Origin of the sequence: Sphingomonas sp. CCH15-F11 (assembly GCF_001557005.1) — a bacterium.
GTDB lineage: Bacteria > Pseudomonadota > Alphaproteobacteria > Sphingomonadales > Sphingomonadaceae > Sphingomonas.
This window is the reverse complement of the sequence record NZ_LSKG01000011.1, coordinates 1-17,439: the sequence shown is the minus strand read 5'-3', so window position 1 is coordinate 17,439 and position 17,439 is coordinate 1. Positions and strand designations below refer to the sequence as shown.

Sequence of the window (17,439 nt, the reverse complement as noted above, 5' to 3'; positions counted from 1 at the left end):
CCCGCACTCCGCTAATTTACGCCGCGACCTGTGCCAAATGTTCTGACGACGGACAAGCCCGAGCGCTGCACGGCGCATGGGCGCGACCACTACGAGGGTGACGAACTGCTCGGCGGCAAACACCGGGTCTGCCAACGATAGCTCACCCTTTGCATCGGCATGGGCGAGGATCGAGGCCACCCACTGCACGGCCCGCTGGTAGCCGAAGTCGTGGATGTTTGCCGCAAGCGCTGGAAAGCGCACGGCCTGCGCGATGACGACGCGTTCCATGGAGGTGATCCGCGGCGTCAGCAGCCACTCGAGCAGACGATCGGCGATTACGCGAAGCCGCGATTGGATGTCGGGTTCGTCGCTGCCGGAAGGTTCGAGCGCGCGCAGCTGCGTATCGATCTCGTCGAGGATCACCGCCTCGAACACGCGGGCCTTGCTGCCGAAGCGCGCGTACAGGGTTCGCTTGGAGATACGCGCCTGTTCGGCGATCATGTCGGCACTGGCGCCGTCAAACCCGTGTGCGAAGAACAGCTCGCGGGCGCTCTTGAGGATATGCGAGGTCAGGCGAAGCGCGTCCTCGGTCGTGGGTCTGCCCATCTTCCTGGGCCGACCTTTCTTTTCGATGTCGCTCAATCTCGTTCTCCTGGATCGACGGTAGCGTGATCCGGACAGGTTGACGAGAAATCACGCCGAGAGGGTCGCTTGCTCGCCTGCCAGCTCGATCTCAGCCCAAGGCTGTGCTTTTGTATCGCCGTCGCTCAATCCTGTGACGTTGGCTTGTAGACGGGAAGAGACGGAGCACCCACGCCCAGTCCCTCCTGATCGATGCGAACGGCCGTATCCCTGACAGCACCGACCTTGTTCCTTGCTGAACGAATGGTCTCACGCAATTGAGCCTGTTTGGCAGTCGTGCCGCGGATCGCGGGTCGAACCGCCTCAACGCGCGCCGCAAATCGCTCGGCTCCGTCTCGAGCGTTCAGCAACGTGCGGTTCGCTCTCGCGAGAACGATCGCGCGGCGGTCGTCCAGGGCAAGCCTCAACCGTTGTGCGCTGGCGCCGGATCGCTGCAAGGCGTCCCCCACAGCTACCACGCGAGCGCGCGCGCCAGTAAGTCCGTCGGATGCCGACCCGGCCCTGTCTGCCCAACCCGCGGAACTTTCCGCAAGCGCCGCCAGTCGATCGCTGGTCCGTTCCTGCTGAGCGGCGTCGAGGTTGCGAGAAACAGAATCCACGGTGCGGCTGATCTTCTCGACCAGTGCGACGGGGTCCCCTCCGCCGCCAAGGAGCCCGCCTTCCTTGGCGGGAATGACGGGAAGCTCCCCGTCGCTCACCGCAACGATCGGGGGCGCACCAGATGTGGCGCCGTCGAGGCTGATGTTCGCGGTGCCGGCCAGTGCCGATCTTGCGATCGACGCTTTTACGCCTGCGACGATGGGGATCTGCGGATCAAGGTTGACGGTGACGAGAACCGCTGACGGGTCCTCCTTGTCGAAGCGTATCGACGTGACATGACCGGCCGGTACGCCCGAGAAGGTCACCGGCGACCCCTTCTCCAGGCCGGCAACGCTCCCGGTGAAGCGGATCATATAGGGATTGCCGTGTCCATCGCGTGCATCAAACAGCCACAGGGTGAAGATCAGGAGCGTGCCAAGCAGAAAGCCGGTCACTACGAGCACCAGGAATTTGTTCGACCGCGTTTCCATGCGAGACCATAACCATTAAGAAGCCGGACCCTATATGTAAACCGTACCGTTTCCCAGATGGCTGGAGCAAAGCCGGCCTTTCAAGCTGGCAGAGCCTGATCAGGACGAGGATGGATTCGTGGCTGGAGACTGGAGCCTGCAACCAGGCGACATACCGTGGGGGAACAGGCTTGGCCTGGAGCTGGTTTCGATCGGCGATGGCCTCAGCTCGCTACGTGTCGGTTGGCGTGAGGAGCTGGCGGACGAGGACGAGACTTTAGCGACGGGCGTGTTGACGAGCCTTATCGATCAGGCCTGCGGCGTTGCTGTAATGTCTCGACTGGGAAGGCGATTGGCAATCTCGACCCTCAACCTGAAGGTGGACCATGTGCGGTATCCCGAGGCGAGATGCTCCGCGACAGCGTGGGCGCATTGTTACGACGCCACCGAGCACCGTGCGTTCGTACGGACCGAAGTTTGGGATACCGATCCTTCTCACCTGATCGCGACTGCCCAAGGCGTCTTTTCGATCAATCGGGCTGTCGGGCCATGAGCGGCTTCGCGCAGCTGCTAGGCTCCATGATTTCAGAGAACGGTGACGCCTTTGTTTTGACGCCAGTGGAATACATGATCGGCAACCCTCTCCTTCCCGCCTTGCATGGCGGAGCTGTGGCATCCTTTCTCGAAGTGGCAGCGAAGCGTGCTCTTGCACGCCAACTTCCGCATGGGCACGTCCCGAAGCTCATCAGCGTGAACCTCCAGTTCCTTGCCTCTGCTCGGCCCGATGCCCTTGTCACGACGCCTAAGGTCAGGCGTGTCGGGCGTCGGATCGCAGTCGTTCACGCCGAAGCATTCCGCCGCGGAGATCCCGCGGCTGTATGCTTCGCGCAGCTTGAGTTTGCTGTGCACGAGCCCATCAGAGTGGGTGGCAATGCCGACCGACACACACTATGATACGGCTCGGTTTACATACGATAGGGTTGCTGGGTGGCTGACGAGCAGGCTGAAGATCGAGGCGGCGACGCGCCGCAAGACCACTCGGACGCAAATTCCCAGCAAGAAGCCAGGTCGGAGGACGGTTCCGAGGAGAAGAATGGCGAAAAGAAGCCCTCGCTTCTCGAGCGCTTTCCGATCATCCGCTACGTCCTCATCGCCGCGCTCGTTGCGGGCATCGTCGCGGCGGTCGTCTGGTACCTGAACTACCGCGCGAGCGGCCAATACCTGCAGTCGACCAACAACGCCTATGTGCGCGCGGACTTCGTGACCGTTTCACCGAAGGTAGGCGGCTATGTCGAGCGTGTCCTCGTCGCCGACAACCAGCCTGTCCGCCGCGGCCAGCTGCTCGCCGTCCTCGATCCTCGTGACTACCGCGCCAATGTCGAACAGGCGCAAGCTCAGATCGCCGCAGCCGGCGCCAACATCACGACCGCGCGCCGGACGCTTGACGAGCAACAGGCCACTGTCGCTCAGGCCGCCGCCCAGGTTGCGAGCGCCGAGGCTGCCGCCGCAGCGGCAGAGAACGAGGTGAGACGCTACGAACCCCTCGCTCGGACAGGAGCGGAATCGCGTGAGCGCATCGCAAACCTGGTCCTTCAGCGAGATCGAGCCTCCGCGGAGTTGCGCGCGCAGCGAGCCGCCTACCTCGCCGCCCGTCGCAGTGTCGCAACGCAAGCGGCTCGCATCGGCCAGGCGGAGGCGCAGCGTGGCACCGCGCAGGCGCAGCTTGCGCGCGCCTCGACGGACCTCGGTGCGGTCCAGATCCGCAGCAGTATAGACGGTGTGGTCGCGGACAAGGCGGTGCGGGCCGGGCAATATGTCCAGCCGGCGACCCGGCTGATGTCGGTGGTGCCAGTCGATCAACTCTACGTTGAGGCTAACTTCAAGGAAACACAGGTCGCGCTGATGCGCGTCGGACAGCCCGTGACCATCAAGGTGGATGCACTTGACGGCGCCGAACTGCGCGGCCGGGTTGCGAGCTTCTCACCAGGCACGGGCGCGCAGTTTTCGCTCATCCCGCCCGAGAACGCGACCGGGAACTTCACCAAGATCGTTCAGCGAGTGCCCGTGCGGATCAGCATTGAAGCGGGGCCGGAGGCGCGCCGGGTGCTGCGTCCCGGCCTGTCGGTCGAGGTCACGGTCGACACGATCAGCGCAAAGGGAAGTCGTGATCGGATCGAGCAGGAAACCGAGCGGCTGAAGCGCGGCGAGACGCAGGGCACGCGCTGATGGCGGCCGAACGCGCCGGCCTGCGCGACTGGCTAGCCGTCGCCGCGGGCACGATCGGGTCGTTCATGGCGCTGCTTGACATTTCGATCGTCAATGCTGCCTTGCCCACCATCCAGGGCGAGATCGGCGCGAGCGGCACCGAGGGCACTTGGGTCGCGACCTCCTATCTCGTGGCGGAGATAGTCATGATCCCGCTCAGCCCCTTTCTCGTGCGCCTGCTCGGCCTGCGCAACTTCCTTCTGGGTGCGGCGGTCAGCTTCACCGGTTTCTCGATCGTGTGCGGGATTTCGACGACGCTGCCGATGATGATCGCCGGGCGTGTAGGGCAAGGCTTCACCGGCGGTGCGCTGATCCCGACTGCGATGACGATCATCGCGACACGGCTGCCGCCGGCGCAGCAGCCGATCGGAACCGCAGCCTTCGGCGGCACCGCCATCCTTGGACCTGTGCTCGGGCCAATCATCGGGGGCTGGCTCACCGACAATTACAGCTGGCATTACGCCTTCTTCCTCAACGTGCCCGTATGTGCCGGACTCGTCCTCCTGCTCCTGCTCGGGCTCAAGCACGAGCATTTGCGGCTCGACCAGCTGCGCCATGCCGACTGGTTCGGGGTCGCGGGGCTTGCCATCGGCCTGGGCGCGCTCACCGTGATGCTCGAGGAAGGTCAGCGCGAGATGTGGTTCGAGTCCGCCATGATCGTGAAGCTCGCGGTCGCCACAATCTTCGGCTTCGCGCTCATCACGATCGGACAGGTCCGCTCCGAACATCCGGTGCTCAAGCTGTCGCTGATCTTCAGCCGCTCCTTCGGCAGCGTCTTCGTCCTCAGCCTCATCATCGGCGTCGTGCTCTACGGGGTGACCTTCCTCATCCCCCAGTTCCTCTCGTCGATGGCGGGTTATAGCGCGCTGCAATCGGGAAAGGTGGTCTTCGTCTCCGGTATCCCCGCCCTGATGCTGATGCCGTTCCTGCCGCTAGCGTTCAAATATCTCGACGTTCGCCTGGCGGTCTTTGTCGGCATGACGCTGATCGGCGTCAGTTGCGCCATGGACTGGCACCTCACCGCGCAGTCGGCCGGGGGCGACCTGACGAATTCGCAGCTCGTCCGCGGCTTCGGCCAGATCTTCGCCATGATGTTCCTCAACCAGGCAGCGATCAGTGCCGTGTCGCCTGAAGATGCGGGGGATGCCTCCGCTTTGTTCAACGCCGGGCGCAATCTTGGCGGCTCCATCGGACTGGCGCTCATGGCCACCCTCCAGGATCGCCAGACGTTCCTCCACTTCAACCGGTTGGGTGAAACGGTGTCGGCCAACGCAGCAACGACCCAGGAGTGGTTCGCGCGCACGGTGATGGCGCCCTCAGGCGAGGCCGGAGCCTACCGGCAGCTCGCGGGTCAATTGCTCGAGCAATCCACAGTGATGGCTTACAACGACCTGTTCTTCGCGCTCGGCGTCGCGATCGCGATCACGACGCCGTTGGCGCTGTTTCTCCGGCCGATCTCGTCCGGCACGCAGATGGCGATGCACTGATGAACCGACTCACCTGGATCCTTTTCCCCGCCCTCCTCTCCGGCTGCGTGGTCGGCCCGAGCTACAAAGGCCCGCCGAGCGTCGTGAGCGGCGAGCGCGCGCGCTCCGCATTTCGCCGCGCTGACCCGGCGGTTACCGTGCCTCGGCCGCCGATCGCGCGGTGGTGGGAAAGCATGGCCGATCCTCAGCTTACGGCGCTGATCGATCGCGCGCTTGCCGCTAATCCGGACGTCACCATTGCAGAGGCGCGGATACGAAAGGCGCGGGCGAGCCTACGCGAACAGAGCGCCAACCAGCTGCCGACGGTGTCCGCGTCGGGTACGGCGATCGTTGCCGATCTCCCGGCAGGCTCGCTTGCCTTGCCGACGCAGGGCGAACAGTCCGATCGCATCAAGGCCGAATTCTACAACGCAGGCCTCGATGCGTCGTGGGAGATCGATCTGTTCGGCGGGCGCCGACGCGCCGCGGAGGGCGCGCAGGCTCAGGCGCAGGCGGCCGAGGCCAGCCGCGCGGATGCGCAGGTGCGCCTGGCCGCTGAGGTGGCCCAGAACTACGTGACCTTGCGCGAACTTCAGCAGCGCCTTGTTCTGGCTCGCCGCTCCGCACAACTCCAGCAACAGTCGCTGACCCTCCTGCAACAGCGTGAACAGCGCGGCGCAGCCTCGCGCGACGAGGTGGTTCGGCTGAGGACGGAGCTCACCCGAACGGAAGCCGGGCTGCTTCCGCTCGAGGGTCAGATCGCCACGACATTGGATCAACTGGCTCTACTCACCGGCGACGAGCCTGGCGCGCATGATGCAGCGCTCTCCGCTCCTGCACCAATACCTACGATCCCGGCGACAGTCGCGATCGGTGACCCTGCCGCGATGTTGCGACGGCGCCCGGACATCCGCGCGGCCGAGCGACAGCTGGCGGCCTCGAATGCCCAGATCGGCGTCAACGTCGCCCGGCAGTTCCCCTCGGTCAGCATAATGGGGATCATCGGCCTCGGCGGCCCGGACGTCGGCGACGTGGTCGATCCCGACAACGTGTCGAGCCTGCTGCTGCCGCGCATCAACTGGAGCTTCCTTGACTTCGGCCGGAATCGCGCCCGCGTCGATCAGGCGAGGGCCGATCGCGACGAAGCCGAGGCACAATATCGCAAGGTCGTCTTCTCTGCCCTGACCGACGCAGAGACGAGCCTGACCCGCTTCGGCAATCAGCGCAGGAACCTGTTCTCGAGCGTCGAGAGCCGCAATGGAGCGAGACAGTCGGCCGCGTATGCGGCGCAGCGGTTCAGTCAGGGCGCCGTTCCCTTGACCACGTCCCTTGAAGCAGAACGCGCTGCCCTGGAAGCGGAACAGTCGCTACAGGAGGCGACCGGCGAGCTTGATCGCTCCTTCATCGCCTTGCAGAAATCGCTCGGGTTGGGATGGGAGTGACGGAGAGCAAAGTGCGGTTCCTTCAATGCACAAGACAGCTCGCGTGAGGGCGCCGCTTTCTCCTCCGCCTGCTCAGTACCTGCGTGATGACGTGGTCAGAGGCGGGATTGACCTACTTTTCTTCGCTCACCGGTCTCACCTTGCGCACGCGGATGCGGAGCTTGCAGCGCGCAAGTTGGGACGCGCTCATCACCGCGTATTGTACTTCGTCGGCAGATACCCGGACCTGTCCGTGAGTGACCTGTTGAAGATTCTTGGAGTTACGAAGCAGCCTGTTGGGCGAGTGATGAAGGACTTGATCGAGCGCGCATTGATCGATGTGAAGTCCGGAACGCGCGATAGGCGTCAACGCCTATTAACGCTCACAAGGGAGGGGCAAGATCTGGAGGCGGGCCTTTTCGAGGACCTCCGACGGAACATGGCGCGGGCATATCAGGAGGCGGGCGAAGGGGCGGTGCAGGCTTTTGGATGCTGATGCAGCACCTGATGCATGATGATGCCCGCGACCAGTTCAACAAGCTCCACAGCGAAAGCGAGAACAAAGGTGCCGGACCAGGCCGACGGGAGTGAACGGCCTGGTCCGACGAAGGTCACCTCATCCGGCAAGCCCGGAGGGAGTGAGGGACTTGCCGGTGGTAAGCTCGTTTTCCAGTACCGGGACGGCAGTGCCGGCGACCTGCTTCAAGGCAGGATCGGTCCCGTCCTGTGCATAGCCCTTGTGGACAGCCCAGGCGGCCTGCTGCACCTGCGCAGACTGTGTCAGGTACAGGTTGTCGAAAGCGCTCTTCGGGGCCTTTTGCAACAACTTCAGCAACGCGGCACGGTCGGCAGATAGGTTCGAAGACGGCGCCTTGATCGTACGCTGATCATTCTTGAGCGCCGCCAGCAGTGCCTTGTGGCTGCTCTGCGTTTCCGCCATTACCCGCCGCGCGTAGGCCTTCACGTCATCCCTCTGCGCACGTGTCACGGCGAGTTGCGCCGCCTTAATCTGGAATAGGTTCGCGTCCGCCGCGGCGAGGACGTAATTGGGCCCGCTCTGGCTAACGATCGGGGACACGCCGACGTCGGCGCTCGTCATCGTCCCCGAAGTGGCCGGCGAAACGGCTTGGGCGAGCACCGGGACCGGCGCGAGAGAAAGCAGGGCAGCAACTATCGCAGTCTTCATCGAACCCTCCGTTGGTGTGACTGGCATTGGCTAAAATCAGATCACGGAACGACAAGGAAACGAAACAGTTCCTTTTCCTTGCGTGTTAGTTGCGGGTGTTCGTGGCGGATGATCGCCTGCGCCAAGGAGAGAGGCTGCATGGCGGCGGCCATCCGGAAGGCTGTTGGCAGGAGTTGTGCTCATCCAGACTGAACCCGTGATTGCAGTGCCAGTCCAGGCATATGGTTCCTCTCTGCCGGAAGATGGCTGCGCGGGTATATCGAAACGCGCAATGATCGTCTCCGCCTTGCTGTGCGCCGCTTGGCTGGCGGGGTGCGACCGGACTCCACGTCGGGCACCGCCGCGCACAACGGATGCGATCAGCGTGTCCCCGCAAACCTCGGTGATCGACGTGCCGATCGCCGCGGATCTCGACGAGCTCGCCACTACCCTCGAGCAAGCGGTCCCACGTCGTCTCTGGGCGATCGACAAACCGGGGCAGACCTGCGTGCCGCCGCGAAAGGTGAAAATCCTTTTCGCAAAAATCAAAACTCCGACAGTTCGGTGCCGCATTACCGGCACCGTCGTGCGCGGCCCGTTGACGCTCAGTGGTTCAGGAAGGACCATCGTCGTCACGATGCCGCTCCATGCCACGATCAGCGCCAGGGACGTGGGAGGCGTGCTCAGCCGGGAAACGGCCGAAGCGGACGCACGCGTAAGGGCCGTGGTGCAACTCGACGTTTTCCGCGATTGGTCGCCGCACGGAAAGATATCGATCTCCTATGACTGGACCGATGAGCCGCACGTTGATTTTCTCGGCCAGCGGATCGAGTTCACCAGCAAGGCGGACGCCAAGCTCGCCAGCGTCGTCGCGCGCCTGGAGCGTACGCTGCCAAAGGAGCTGGCCAAGTTAAGGGTGCGTGAGCAGATCGCCCATATCTGGGGGAAGGCGTTCACCTCCGTCGAGCTCAACAAGGCAAACCCGCCGGTGTGGATGCGGATCACGCCCCAGCGGCTAAGCTTTGGCGGCTACAGGATTTCGGGCAGGCGGCTGAACCTGTTGCTGGGGCTCACGGCGAGAACGGAAACCTTTGTCGGCGATCGTCCACCCGATCCGCAACGCCAGCCGCTTCCCGACCTCGCCCGCCGGCAGCCCGGACCAGGCGGGATCCTGTTCGCCATCCCTGTGATCGCGGACTATCGTCAGCTGGAACCGGTTCTCGCCAAGGCGTTGGTGAAGCGGTCCAGGCGCCCCTTCCACTTGCCCGGGATCGGTGCCGTGCGCGCCCAGTTTCACCAGGTCACCATCTACGGCACGACTGGCGGCAAGATCGCGGTGGGGCTCCGCTTCAGCGCGGCAGCCGAAGGTGGGAAGCCTTCCAGGGGAACGATCTGGCTGACCGCCACGCCGCGCAACGCCGTCAATGACAGGCATGTCTCGGTCGAGGACCTTGCGGTGGTTGGAGCCACCGACTCTGTCAGGACCAGCCTGCTTCTGAAGCTCGCCAATGCGCCCGGGATATCCGGAACGGTCTCGAGCGCGCTGACCCAGAATTTCGAGAAGGATTTCGACAAGCTGCTCGCCAAGATTACCCATGCGATCGACGAGAAGCAGATCGGCGACCTGATCGTGCGCGCCCACATCACGGACGTGCGCACGGGCCAGCTGAAGGCGGCGGGGCAAGGCGTGTACCTCCCCGTATGGGGGCGCGGCACGGCCACGATCCGCCTTGCTCCACGATAGAGGATGCCCGACCTCGCGGCGGCATCCGGCACGGACCGGCTTATTGCCCTCCCGTCGGCATGGCGGCATGGCGGCATGGCGGCATGGCGGCATGGCGGCACGTCTCGGTCCCATGAGAGCGCGGATCAAGATTTGCTGCATCGCCTCGCCGGATGAAGCGCGGATCGCGATCACGGCTGGGGCGGATGCGCTGGGGCTGGTGGCGCGCATGCCATCTGGTCCCGGTCCGATCTCCGACAGGGCGATCGCAGAGGTGACGGCGCTCGTGCCACCGCCGGTGGCCACCTTCCTGCTGACATCCGAGACGACCGCCGACGCCATCTCCGCCCATGTCCGCGCGACCGCTCCGTCGGCGGTCCAGATCGTGTCGCACATCGATCCCGCGGGGTCGGGCAAGCTGGCGGCGCTGGAGCCGCACGTCCGCCGGATACAGGTTATCCACGTCGAAGGGCCGGAAGCGCTACAGCTGATCCCGGCCTATGATCCTTGCGTTCATGCCTTCCTGCTCGACTCCGGCAGGCCCAACGCCCCGGTCGCTGAGCTGGGGGGGAACCGGCCGTGCGCATGACTGGGCGGTCAGCACCGCTTTCGTCCGTGCGACCGAGAAGCCGGTGTTTCTTGCCGGGGGCCTGACTGCCGCGAACGTGGCAGAAGCGATCGGGCAGGTTCGGCCCTATGGTGTCGACCTGTGCTCCGGCGTCCGGACGGGTGGTCAACCCGACCCGCAGAAGCTGTTCGCCTTCGTCACCGCGGTCCAGCAGATCGATAGGGAGATGGCGCTGGCGATGTGACGACGCTGGCACGGGCGTGAACCCCTTCCTTCGGCGGCGTCCTGTGCACATCAGGTCAGACCGTCCCCGGTCACAGACTTGCCGCCTCCAGTTCGCGAAGCAGGCGATGCGGATCGAACGGCTTGGGCATGAACGCGGTTCGGACCGGCAGATCCTCGCTGTCCAGGGGCACGTTGCCCGACACCACGAATAGGACGGTTGGCGGATAGCGCCCGCGCACGTGATGAGCGAGCGCAAGGCCGTCCATCGACCCAGGCATGTTGACGTCCGTCAGAACAGCGCCGATCTCCCTGTGACGATCGAGCAATTCGATGGCGCTGTCGGCATTCGTGGCCTCGAACACTCTCCATCCTGCATGTTCGAAGAAGTCGACCAGATCGAACCTGAGGATGGCTTCGTCTTCCACGATTAGGATGGTCTTGTTTGCAATCGGCTTACGCTGGCCCACTAATTATTTCCATCATTGATCGAGACGTCTTCAAGGCGTGCATGGAGGGTGAACGTGAACCCTTCCGCGTCGAATGCAGATTCCGTCTTGCCGCTGGTGTACGCGCTCAACGATCGCTCGATGAGAACTGAACCGAAACCCCTTCGCTGCGGAGCCTGCACGGGTGGCCCGCCGTGCTCACGCCAGTGAACATCCAGAAGCGCCTCACCTCCCTGATCCGCAATCTCCCACCGAAGCGACACAGTCCCCGTTTCATTGGATAGAGCCCCATATTTCCCGGCATTGGTTGCGAGTTCATGAAGCGTGAGCGCAAAGGCGACCGTGACCTGGGGCTTGATGGCAATGCGCGGCCCGTCGATGAGGATGCGCGTGCCGATGGCGCCATGAGGGGTCAGCGCCCGGACCGCCAGCTCGCCCAGGTCGGCCGAGCGCCATGACCTCCGTGTCAGCAGGTCGGTTGCAGCGCCGAGCGCCACGAGGCGGGCGGAAAGGTCGCGGCTCGCGGCTTCGGTATCGGACGCGCTGCGCAGCGTCTGGCTCGCCACGGATTGCACAACCGCAAGGACGTTCTTGAGGCGGTGAGCCAGCTCGCCATTGAGCAGCCGCATGTCGTCTTCGGCGCGCCGACGTTCGCGGAAGTCGCGCGTGATCGTTCCATAGGCGACGTGCATGCCGTTCGCGTCGGTAATTGCGAACACCGAATACAGGACAGGGATCGCCTCACCTGTCCCGAAGTGGCGAAGCTCCACCTCCCCGGCCCACTGGCCCACCCGATCGACCGCTGGCAGCACCTCACGGGAAATCTGCTCGGCCTGTTCAGGCGAGAAAAAGTCGCCGATCACCAGATCGGACGTTGCTCGGTCCTCCAGGCCGACCAGCCTTCTCGCCGCGCCGTTCAGATAGAACACGCGGCCGTCCCGCGCGGCCATTCCGATGAAATCGGTGCTGTTCTCCGCCAGTCGTATGAAGCGATCCCGCTCCTCCCCGCTGGCGCGCAGTTCGGTGATGTCGCGGGATACGCAAAGGATCCGCTCAGGCTTGCCGCCCGGTCCCGTGATCGGGCTGACGGCGACGTGCCACCATTTCAGGTTGCCCCGGCGCGTTTCGGCCATGCCCATGAAGGTGGTGGCATCTCCCCGCCGCGCGGCTTCGACGGCGTGACTCGCGCTTTCCCTGCCGGCGCCATGCCAGACGTCGGTCCATGGACGGCCCGCCACGTCGGCGAAGTCGCCGATCTCCATCAGCTGCTGCCCCCCATCATTCATGAAGGTCAGATTGCCCGCAAGATCGAGGACCTCGATGCAGTCCGTCGAGCTGGACAGTACGCTCGACAGGAAAGCCTCGCGCTCTCCGATCGCGCGGTTCACCCGTTCAAGCTGCTCGCGTGACCGGCGAAGCTCGTCCTCGACTGCCACCTGCGCGCTGATGTCGATGTTGTTCCCCACCCAACGCCGCAGCACACCTGCCTCGTCGCGCTGCGGGACGATCCGCGAGAGAAACGGCCGAAAGACGCCATCGGCACCGCGCAGCGGGAACACCATCTCGAACGGTTCGCCCGTCGCGATCGAGCCGGTCCAGCGCTCCATGACGGCGGGCAGGACGTCGGGGTCATGAACCGCTTGCCAACCCCAGCCCTGCATCTGCTCGGCCGTCGTTCCGCAATAGTCGTGCCAACGCCTGTTGTACCAAGTGATGTGACCATCGGCATTCGCGACCCAGCACAAGGTCGGCAGGTTATCTGCCAATTCCCTGAACGTAAGATCACCGTCGATTGCTGAAGGCGAAGTTAGGATTTCCAGCTTGCAGCTCATGCTGGAGGCCTGCCGCCAACCTCGGCGGTAATGGTGCTTGCGGTCATTCTCCTGTCACTACCTCCGCGCCTGCCTCTCGCCATCTCGCTTCACGACCAAAGTTGCGGTCGCCTGCCGATCGGTTTGCACCTACTTGGCAGACGGTCGCCTAGCGCGCCAGCCGCCGTTCCGACCTTCGTTGTCGGACGGCCTGCGTCCTCATCCAAGTGACGTGAGCCCCGGCGTTCATCCAACCGGAACCAGAGACCGGCGGTTGTTGTGGCGCGCGAGCGCACTCGAAGCAACGGGCTGAACGCGTCCAGCCCGTTGCTTCTCGATCTCGGCGGCAAAGGTTGCCGGGGTGGCGTAGCCGAGCAAGGAGTGCGGTCGCTCGGTGTTGTAGTCGTCAGGTCGGCACCGATCACGGCACAGGCGCGCCGCTCGCTCATCCCAAACCCAGACTGCAACAGCGCGACCGCCTCCCGCTTGGCAGCCGCGCTCACCACTTCTTTGCCAACAGGTCTTTCAACCCCACATTGTCCAGCATGGCGTCGGCCAGCAACCGCTTCAGCTTCGCGTTCTCGTGCTCCAGCGCCGCAGTCGCTTCGCCTCGAATACCTCCAGGCCGCCATGCTTCGCTTTCTAGGCGTAGCAGGTCACGCTCGACATGCCGTGCTTGCGGCACAGCTCCGTCACCACGGCGCCCGCCTCGGCCTCCCTCAGAATGCCGATGATCTGCTCTTCTGAAAACTGCTTCCGCTTCATCTGTCCGTCCCCTTGAAGGGCCGGTCTCTAGCTAGTGGATGAAGAAACGGGGGTCATGTGTGGACGGCCCCCGCGGTGCAACAGGTTTTTGAGGGTCGATTAGCACCGGTCGGGTGCATCCATGTGTTCGGCCTGTTCGTGCAGCACCGCATGGCTGCTGGCCCTGATGAAGTCCGCGGATCGTTTCCCTGATCACGTCAACGCGCTTGGTAGCGCCTGCTCCCCTTGGGTTTCCACGATCCCCGGTCAGACCGGTCTGTCATCACCACTCATTCACCCTGCACCATCTCGTAAGCGCACCTGCTATCTGCGTCGATCAGGCCGCAGCTGGGCGGTAAATTTCCCCACGGCTCATAATGACCCAAGCGATCCGCGCCGTTTTGTTCGCCAGAGCAACGCTGGCGAGCTTGGCTGGCTTTTTCGCTAAAAGCTTGGCTAGCCACGGCTGCCTCGCGTGATCCTTGCGCGTCATCCGCATGACCGCCGTCGCCCCGACGACCAACAGGCGCCGCAAGTAGCCGTCACCCTGTTTTGTGATGCCGCCCAGGCGCTCCTTCCCGCCAGAGCTGTGCGGTCTTGGCGTCAGGCCCAGCCATGCGGCGAACTGTCGTCCGGATCGGAAAATTGAGGCATCGGGTACGGTCGCTGCAATCGCCGATGCCGTGATCGGCCCGATGCCCGGCACCGTCGCAAGCCGCTGGCTGACCTCATCGTGGCGGTGCCAGTCGAGGATCTGCTTCTCGAGTAGGTCGATTTCGCGCACGAGCGCGCGGAACTGGGTGACGATGCTGGATAGCGCTGATCTTGCGTGGGCCGGGATCACGGCTTGGGCCTCCTGAACCAGAGCGAGCAACGCGGTCACTCCCGCAGGACCTTGGGCCTTCACAATGCCATACTCACCGAGGTGGGCGCGCAGTGCGTTGATCAGCATGGTCCGCTGCCGAACCAGAAGATCGCGGGTCTTGTGCAGCATCAGCGCCGCCTGCTGTTCTTCCGACTTCACCGCGACAAAGCGCATGGTCGGCCTGGTCACGGCCTCGCAGATCGCCTCGGCGTCGGCCGCGTCGGTCTTGCCGCGCTTCACGTACGGCTTCACATACGCTGGCGGCATGAGCCGGACTTCATGGCCGAGCGCGCCGATCTCCCGGCCCCAGTAATGGGCTGATGCACAAGCTTCCATCCCGACAAGGCATGGCTGCTTCAGCTTCGCGAAGAACTTCAGCACCTCAGCTCGTCGAAGCTGCCGGCGCACAACCGGACTGCCATCATGGGTGATGGCGTGAACTTGGAACACATTCTTGGCCAGATCGAGGCCAATTACAGCGATCTCCTGGGGCATGGACGACTCCTCTAGACGTGGCTTCCGACAGCCGCATCATCGCACACCTACCTCGGTGCGGGGGCCGTCCACCCCATCACGTCAATTTCGAGGGCCGACATGCTCGAGGCGCTCATGGATGAACAGGTCGTGAGACGTGGCTACAGCACGAGCAGCGATCCAGTGGACTCCGTTGCATTGTCCGGTGATCCACCGGCAATGAGGAGATGAAGAATCCACCGATCTCAAGAAATCGACAGCTGAACGATCGAAATCCGATCGTCACTCCACGATGCTGAAGGCCGATCGCTGACCGATGGAGCGGCCGTAGATCGCGGGACTCACCAAACAGAGCAGCGCCTGCCGTCGACGACGGCGGCGCTGCCTAGTCTTCCGGCCCGACGTTTCAGAGCCGGATTATTCCTCCCGCTGCCCGAATAGGCTGAGCAGCAGCTGGAAGAGGTTCACCAGGTTCAGGTAAAGCGAAAGCGCGCCCATCACGGCCAGCTTTTCGGCTCGCTCCGACCCGGCATAAGCCAGATATTCGTTCTTCAGGCGCTGCGTGTCCCAGGCCGTCAGGCCGGTGAACACGAGGACGCCGACGATCGAGAATACGAGCTGCAGGGTCGAGGAGCCGACGAACAGGTTGACGATGCTCGCGATCACGACGCCGATCAGGCCAACCATCAGGAAGGTGGACCAGCGCGACAGGTCGACGTTGGTCGTATAGCCCCACAGGCTCATCGCGGCGAACACGGCGGCGGCGCTGAAGAAGGCCAGCGCAATGCTGGTGCCCGTGAACACCAGGAAGATACTGGCCATCGATACGCCCATGACCGCAGCAAAGGCGAAGAAGGCCGTTCGCACCTGTCCTGTCGTCATGCGCTCGATCCTGAACGAGAAGAACATGACAAATGCCAGCGGCGCGAAGATCGCGACCCACTTAAGCGGCGTGCCGAAGATTGGCTGGTAAAGCGCCGGCACGCTGGCGACGAGGAATGCCACCAGCGCCGTAATGCCAAGGCCGAGCGCCATGTTGCGATAGACGCCGAGCATGTGCCGGCGTAGGCCTTCATCATAGACGGCCGTGGTTGTGGCCCGGGCCGACGGGAAAGGCCGATAGGTATTCGGTTCGAAAATTCTGTTCATGCCTCACTCCATTGCTCCAATGTCAATGAGGCACTCGGCCGGCTCCACCTGGGAGCCCGCGATCCTGCACCGAGCGCACTCGATGCGGTCCGACATGACGATGGCGTAGCGCCGTCGACAGAGGGGCCCGGTCCGCGGGCTTAATGTTGTATTCGCCCGCACCCGTTTCAAGGGCGGAGATGCTTGCGAAGTGCTTTGCTGACTTCGCTAAATTCTACTTGAAACCTCTTGAGCCGTTCCTAGTTTTTCGATTGCCGGACGCCGTTCGGGTCCGGTGGACATAGAGGGCGTCGGCTCTCCGTTTCCGACGCTTCTCATGCCCAGATTGCTCACAGGAGGATTTGGAGATGAGAACCAACTTCGACTTTGCGCCGTATCGGCGATCGACGGTCGGCTTCGACCGTCTGTTCAACCTGCTCGAGGCAGGTGCCCGCGACGACGATGGCTACCCTCCCTTCGATATCGTCAAGGAAGGCGAGGACAGTTACCGCATCACGCTTGCGGTGGCCGGCTTCCGCCCGGAGGACATCGAGATCGTCGCTCAGCAGAATCTGCTCAGCGTCACCGGCAAGCGCGCCGAGGATGACGGGAAGGGCGAGTATCTGCACCGCGGCATCGCTGCCCGCTCGTTCGAGCGGCGCTTCCAGCTGGCGGATTTCATCGAGGCCGGCGACGCCCGGTTCGAGAATGGCCTTCTGTCGATCGCGCTGAAGCGCGTCGTCCCCGAGGCCATGAAACCGCGCAAGATCGAGATCGCCGGCGGGACCGGCGACAGCGATCGGCTTGAAGCGCCCAAGGGCGAGAACAGCGCAGCGGCCTGATCGCGCGATAGATGTGGCTCCGTCGGCGCGCCGCTTCGGCGGCGCGGCCGACGGACCATGTCCAACGCCTGCCAGGAAAGGAGGATAATCATCATGGCAATTCGTGATCTCATTCCTTGGGGCCGGCAGGAGAGCCGCGCTCCAGAACGGAGCGACGACAGGTCCGACCAGCAGCACCCGCTTGTGTCCCTGCACCGCGACGTGAACCGCCTGTTCGACGACGTCTTCCGGGGCTTCGGCGTACCGGCTACGAGCGGCTGGGGTCGCAGCCTCGAGTGGCCGACGATCGAGCTTTCGGAGACCGACAAGGAGATCCGCGTCACCGCCGAACTGCCCGGGATGGATGAGAAGGACGTCGACATCAGCGTCGACGACAATGTCTTGTCGATCAGCGGCGAGAAGCGTTCCGAAACCGAGGACAAGGAGCGTGGCTATTCGGAGCGGAGCTATGGTCGCTTCGAGCGCCATATCGGGCTGCCGCGCGGCGTTGAGCAGGACCGGGCAAGAGCGACGTTCAACAAGGGCGTGCTGACGATCGTCCTGCCCAAGTCCGCGGAGGCGATCGAGAGCCGGCGCAGCATCCCGATCAACGCAGGCTGATGAGACGTCGGGCAGCCGCCGAC

General features: G+C 63.8%; 18 protein-coding genes and 1 pseudogene. 11 read left to right on the top strand and 8 right to left on the bottom strand.

Translation table 11 applies throughout. The features are described from left to right. The coding region (locus AX709_RS01310; RefSeq protein ID WP_231727381.1) for a TetR/AcrR family transcriptional regulator at positions 1–624 on the bottom strand (624 nt) is incomplete at its 3' end. Positions 625–749: 125 nt separating this feature from the next. Continuing rightward, positions 750–1,694, bottom strand: coding sequence for an MlaD family protein (locus AX709_RS01305; protein WP_066545915.1), 945 nt, complete (start codon positions 1,692–1,694; stop codon positions 750–752). 118 nt (positions 1,695–1,812) lie between these two features. Here AX709_RS01305 and AX709_RS19535 point away from each other — a divergent pair, with 118 nt between their 5' ends. Genes AX709_RS19535 through AX709_RS01275 form a run of 6 tightly spaced genes read left to right on the top strand, consistent with a single transcriptional unit; the run spans position 1,813 to position 7,321 of the window. Next, positions 1,813–2,226, top strand: coding sequence for a PaaI family thioesterase (locus AX709_RS19535; protein ID WP_066545912.1), 414 nt, complete (start codon positions 1,813–1,815; stop codon positions 2,224–2,226). Beyond that, positions 2,223–2,627: a PaaI family thioesterase gene (locus AX709_RS19530; protein ID WP_197418948.1), complete on the top strand. Its 405-nt coding sequence runs from the start codon at positions 2,223–2,225 to the stop codon at positions 2,625–2,627. Before AX709_RS19535 ends, AX709_RS19530 begins: the two co-directional genes overlap by 4 nt. A gap of 33 nt (positions 2,628–2,660) precedes the next feature. Next, on the top strand, positions 2,661–3,899 hold the full coding sequence (locus AX709_RS01290) for an HlyD family secretion protein (RefSeq protein WP_066545906.1): 1,239 nt from the start codon (positions 2,661–2,663) through the stop codon (positions 3,897–3,899). Beyond that, positions 3,899–5,425 (top strand): DHA2 family efflux MFS transporter permease subunit, encoded by a 1,527-nt coding sequence (locus AX709_RS01285; RefSeq protein WP_066545903.1) that lies wholly within the window; start codon positions 3,899–3,901, stop codon positions 5,423–5,425. The genes AX709_RS01290 and AX709_RS01285 overlap by 1 nt, the downstream gene beginning before the upstream one ends. Then, positions 5,425–6,846: an efflux transporter outer membrane subunit gene (locus tag AX709_RS01280; RefSeq protein WP_066545900.1), complete on the top strand. Its 1,422-nt coding sequence runs from the start codon at positions 5,425–5,427 to the stop codon at positions 6,844–6,846. The genes AX709_RS01285 and AX709_RS01280 overlap by 1 nt, the downstream gene beginning before the upstream one ends. Before the next feature lie 25 nt (positions 6,847–6,871). After that, positions 6,872–7,321, top strand: coding sequence for a MarR family winged helix-turn-helix transcriptional regulator (locus AX709_RS01275; RefSeq protein ID WP_331709694.1), 450 nt, complete (start codon positions 6,872–6,874; stop codon positions 7,319–7,321). Positions 7,322–7,441: 120 nt separating this feature from the next. On the opposite strand, the gene AX709_RS01270 is transcribed toward AX709_RS01275, so the two are convergent. Then, positions 7,442–8,011: a DUF4142 domain-containing protein gene (locus tag AX709_RS01270; RefSeq protein ID WP_066545897.1), complete on the bottom strand. Its 570-nt coding sequence runs from the start codon at positions 8,009–8,011 to the stop codon at positions 7,442–7,444. 271 nt (positions 8,012–8,282) lie between these two features. On the opposite strand from AX709_RS01270, the gene AX709_RS01265 reads away from it, so the two are divergent. From AX709_RS01265 to AX709_RS19060, 3 genes are all read left to right on the top strand, one after another. Next, a complete protein-coding gene (locus AX709_RS01265; protein ID WP_066545894.1) occupies positions 8,283–9,734 on the top strand; it encodes a DUF4403 family protein in 1,452 nt (483 codons plus the stop codon). A 91-nt stretch (positions 9,735–9,825) separates the two neighbouring features. After that, positions 9,826–10,302, top strand: a complete 477-nt coding sequence (locus tag AX709_RS19065; RefSeq protein ID WP_231727383.1) for a phosphoribosylanthranilate isomerase — start codon at positions 9,826–9,828, stop codon at positions 10,300–10,302. Further along, positions 10,214–10,525, top strand: a complete 312-nt coding sequence (locus AX709_RS19060; protein WP_331709693.1) for a phosphoribosylanthranilate isomerase — start codon at positions 10,214–10,216, stop codon at positions 10,523–10,525. The genes AX709_RS19065 and AX709_RS19060 overlap by 89 nt, the downstream gene beginning before the upstream one ends. A 70-nt stretch (positions 10,526–10,595) precedes the next feature. Here the strand turns inward: AX709_RS19060 and AX709_RS01255 are convergent, their stop codons facing one another. From AX709_RS01255 to AX709_RS01235, 5 genes and pseudogenes are all read right to left on the bottom strand, one after another. Beyond that, positions 10,596–10,973 (bottom strand): response regulator, encoded by a 378-nt coding sequence (locus tag AX709_RS01255; RefSeq protein WP_066545891.1) that lies wholly within the window; start codon positions 10,971–10,973, stop codon positions 10,596–10,598. Beyond that, positions 10,973–12,784 (bottom strand): PAS domain-containing protein, encoded by a 1,812-nt coding sequence (locus tag AX709_RS01250; protein WP_082731568.1) that lies wholly within the window; start codon positions 12,782–12,784, stop codon positions 10,973–10,975. The genes AX709_RS01255 and AX709_RS01250 overlap by 1 nt, the downstream gene beginning before the upstream one ends. A 389-nt stretch (positions 12,785–13,173) precedes the next feature. Further along, positions 13,174–13,528 (bottom strand): annotated as a pseudogene (locus tag AX709_RS01245) (transposase); the annotation flags it as partial. A 316-nt stretch (positions 13,529–13,844) separates the two neighbouring features. Next, positions 13,845–14,867, bottom strand: coding sequence for an IS110 family transposase (locus AX709_RS01240; protein WP_066545888.1), 1,023 nt, complete (start codon positions 14,865–14,867; stop codon positions 13,845–13,847). Positions 14,868–15,263: 396 nt separating this feature from the next. After that, positions 15,264–15,902 (bottom strand): Bax inhibitor-1/YccA family protein, encoded by a 639-nt coding sequence (locus AX709_RS01235; RefSeq protein WP_066545920.1) that lies wholly within the window; start codon positions 15,900–15,902, stop codon positions 15,264–15,266. Between the two features lie 440 nt (positions 15,903–16,342). On the opposite strand from AX709_RS01235, the gene AX709_RS01230 reads away from it, so the two are divergent. Together AX709_RS01230 and AX709_RS01225 are read left to right on the top strand one after the other, a co-directional pair. After that, a complete protein-coding gene (locus tag AX709_RS01230) occupies positions 16,343–16,816 on the top strand; it encodes an Hsp20 family protein (RefSeq protein WP_030541304.1) in 474 nt (157 codons plus the stop codon). A 93-nt stretch (positions 16,817–16,909) separates the two neighbouring features. Continuing rightward, positions 16,910–17,416 carry an Hsp20/alpha crystallin family protein gene (locus AX709_RS01225; RefSeq protein WP_066545887.1) on the top strand — a complete coding sequence of 169 codons (507 nt, stop codon included), beginning with the start codon at positions 16,910–16,912 and terminating at the stop codon, positions 17,414–17,416. The last annotated feature ends 23 nt before the right edge of the window (positions 17,417–17,439 follow it).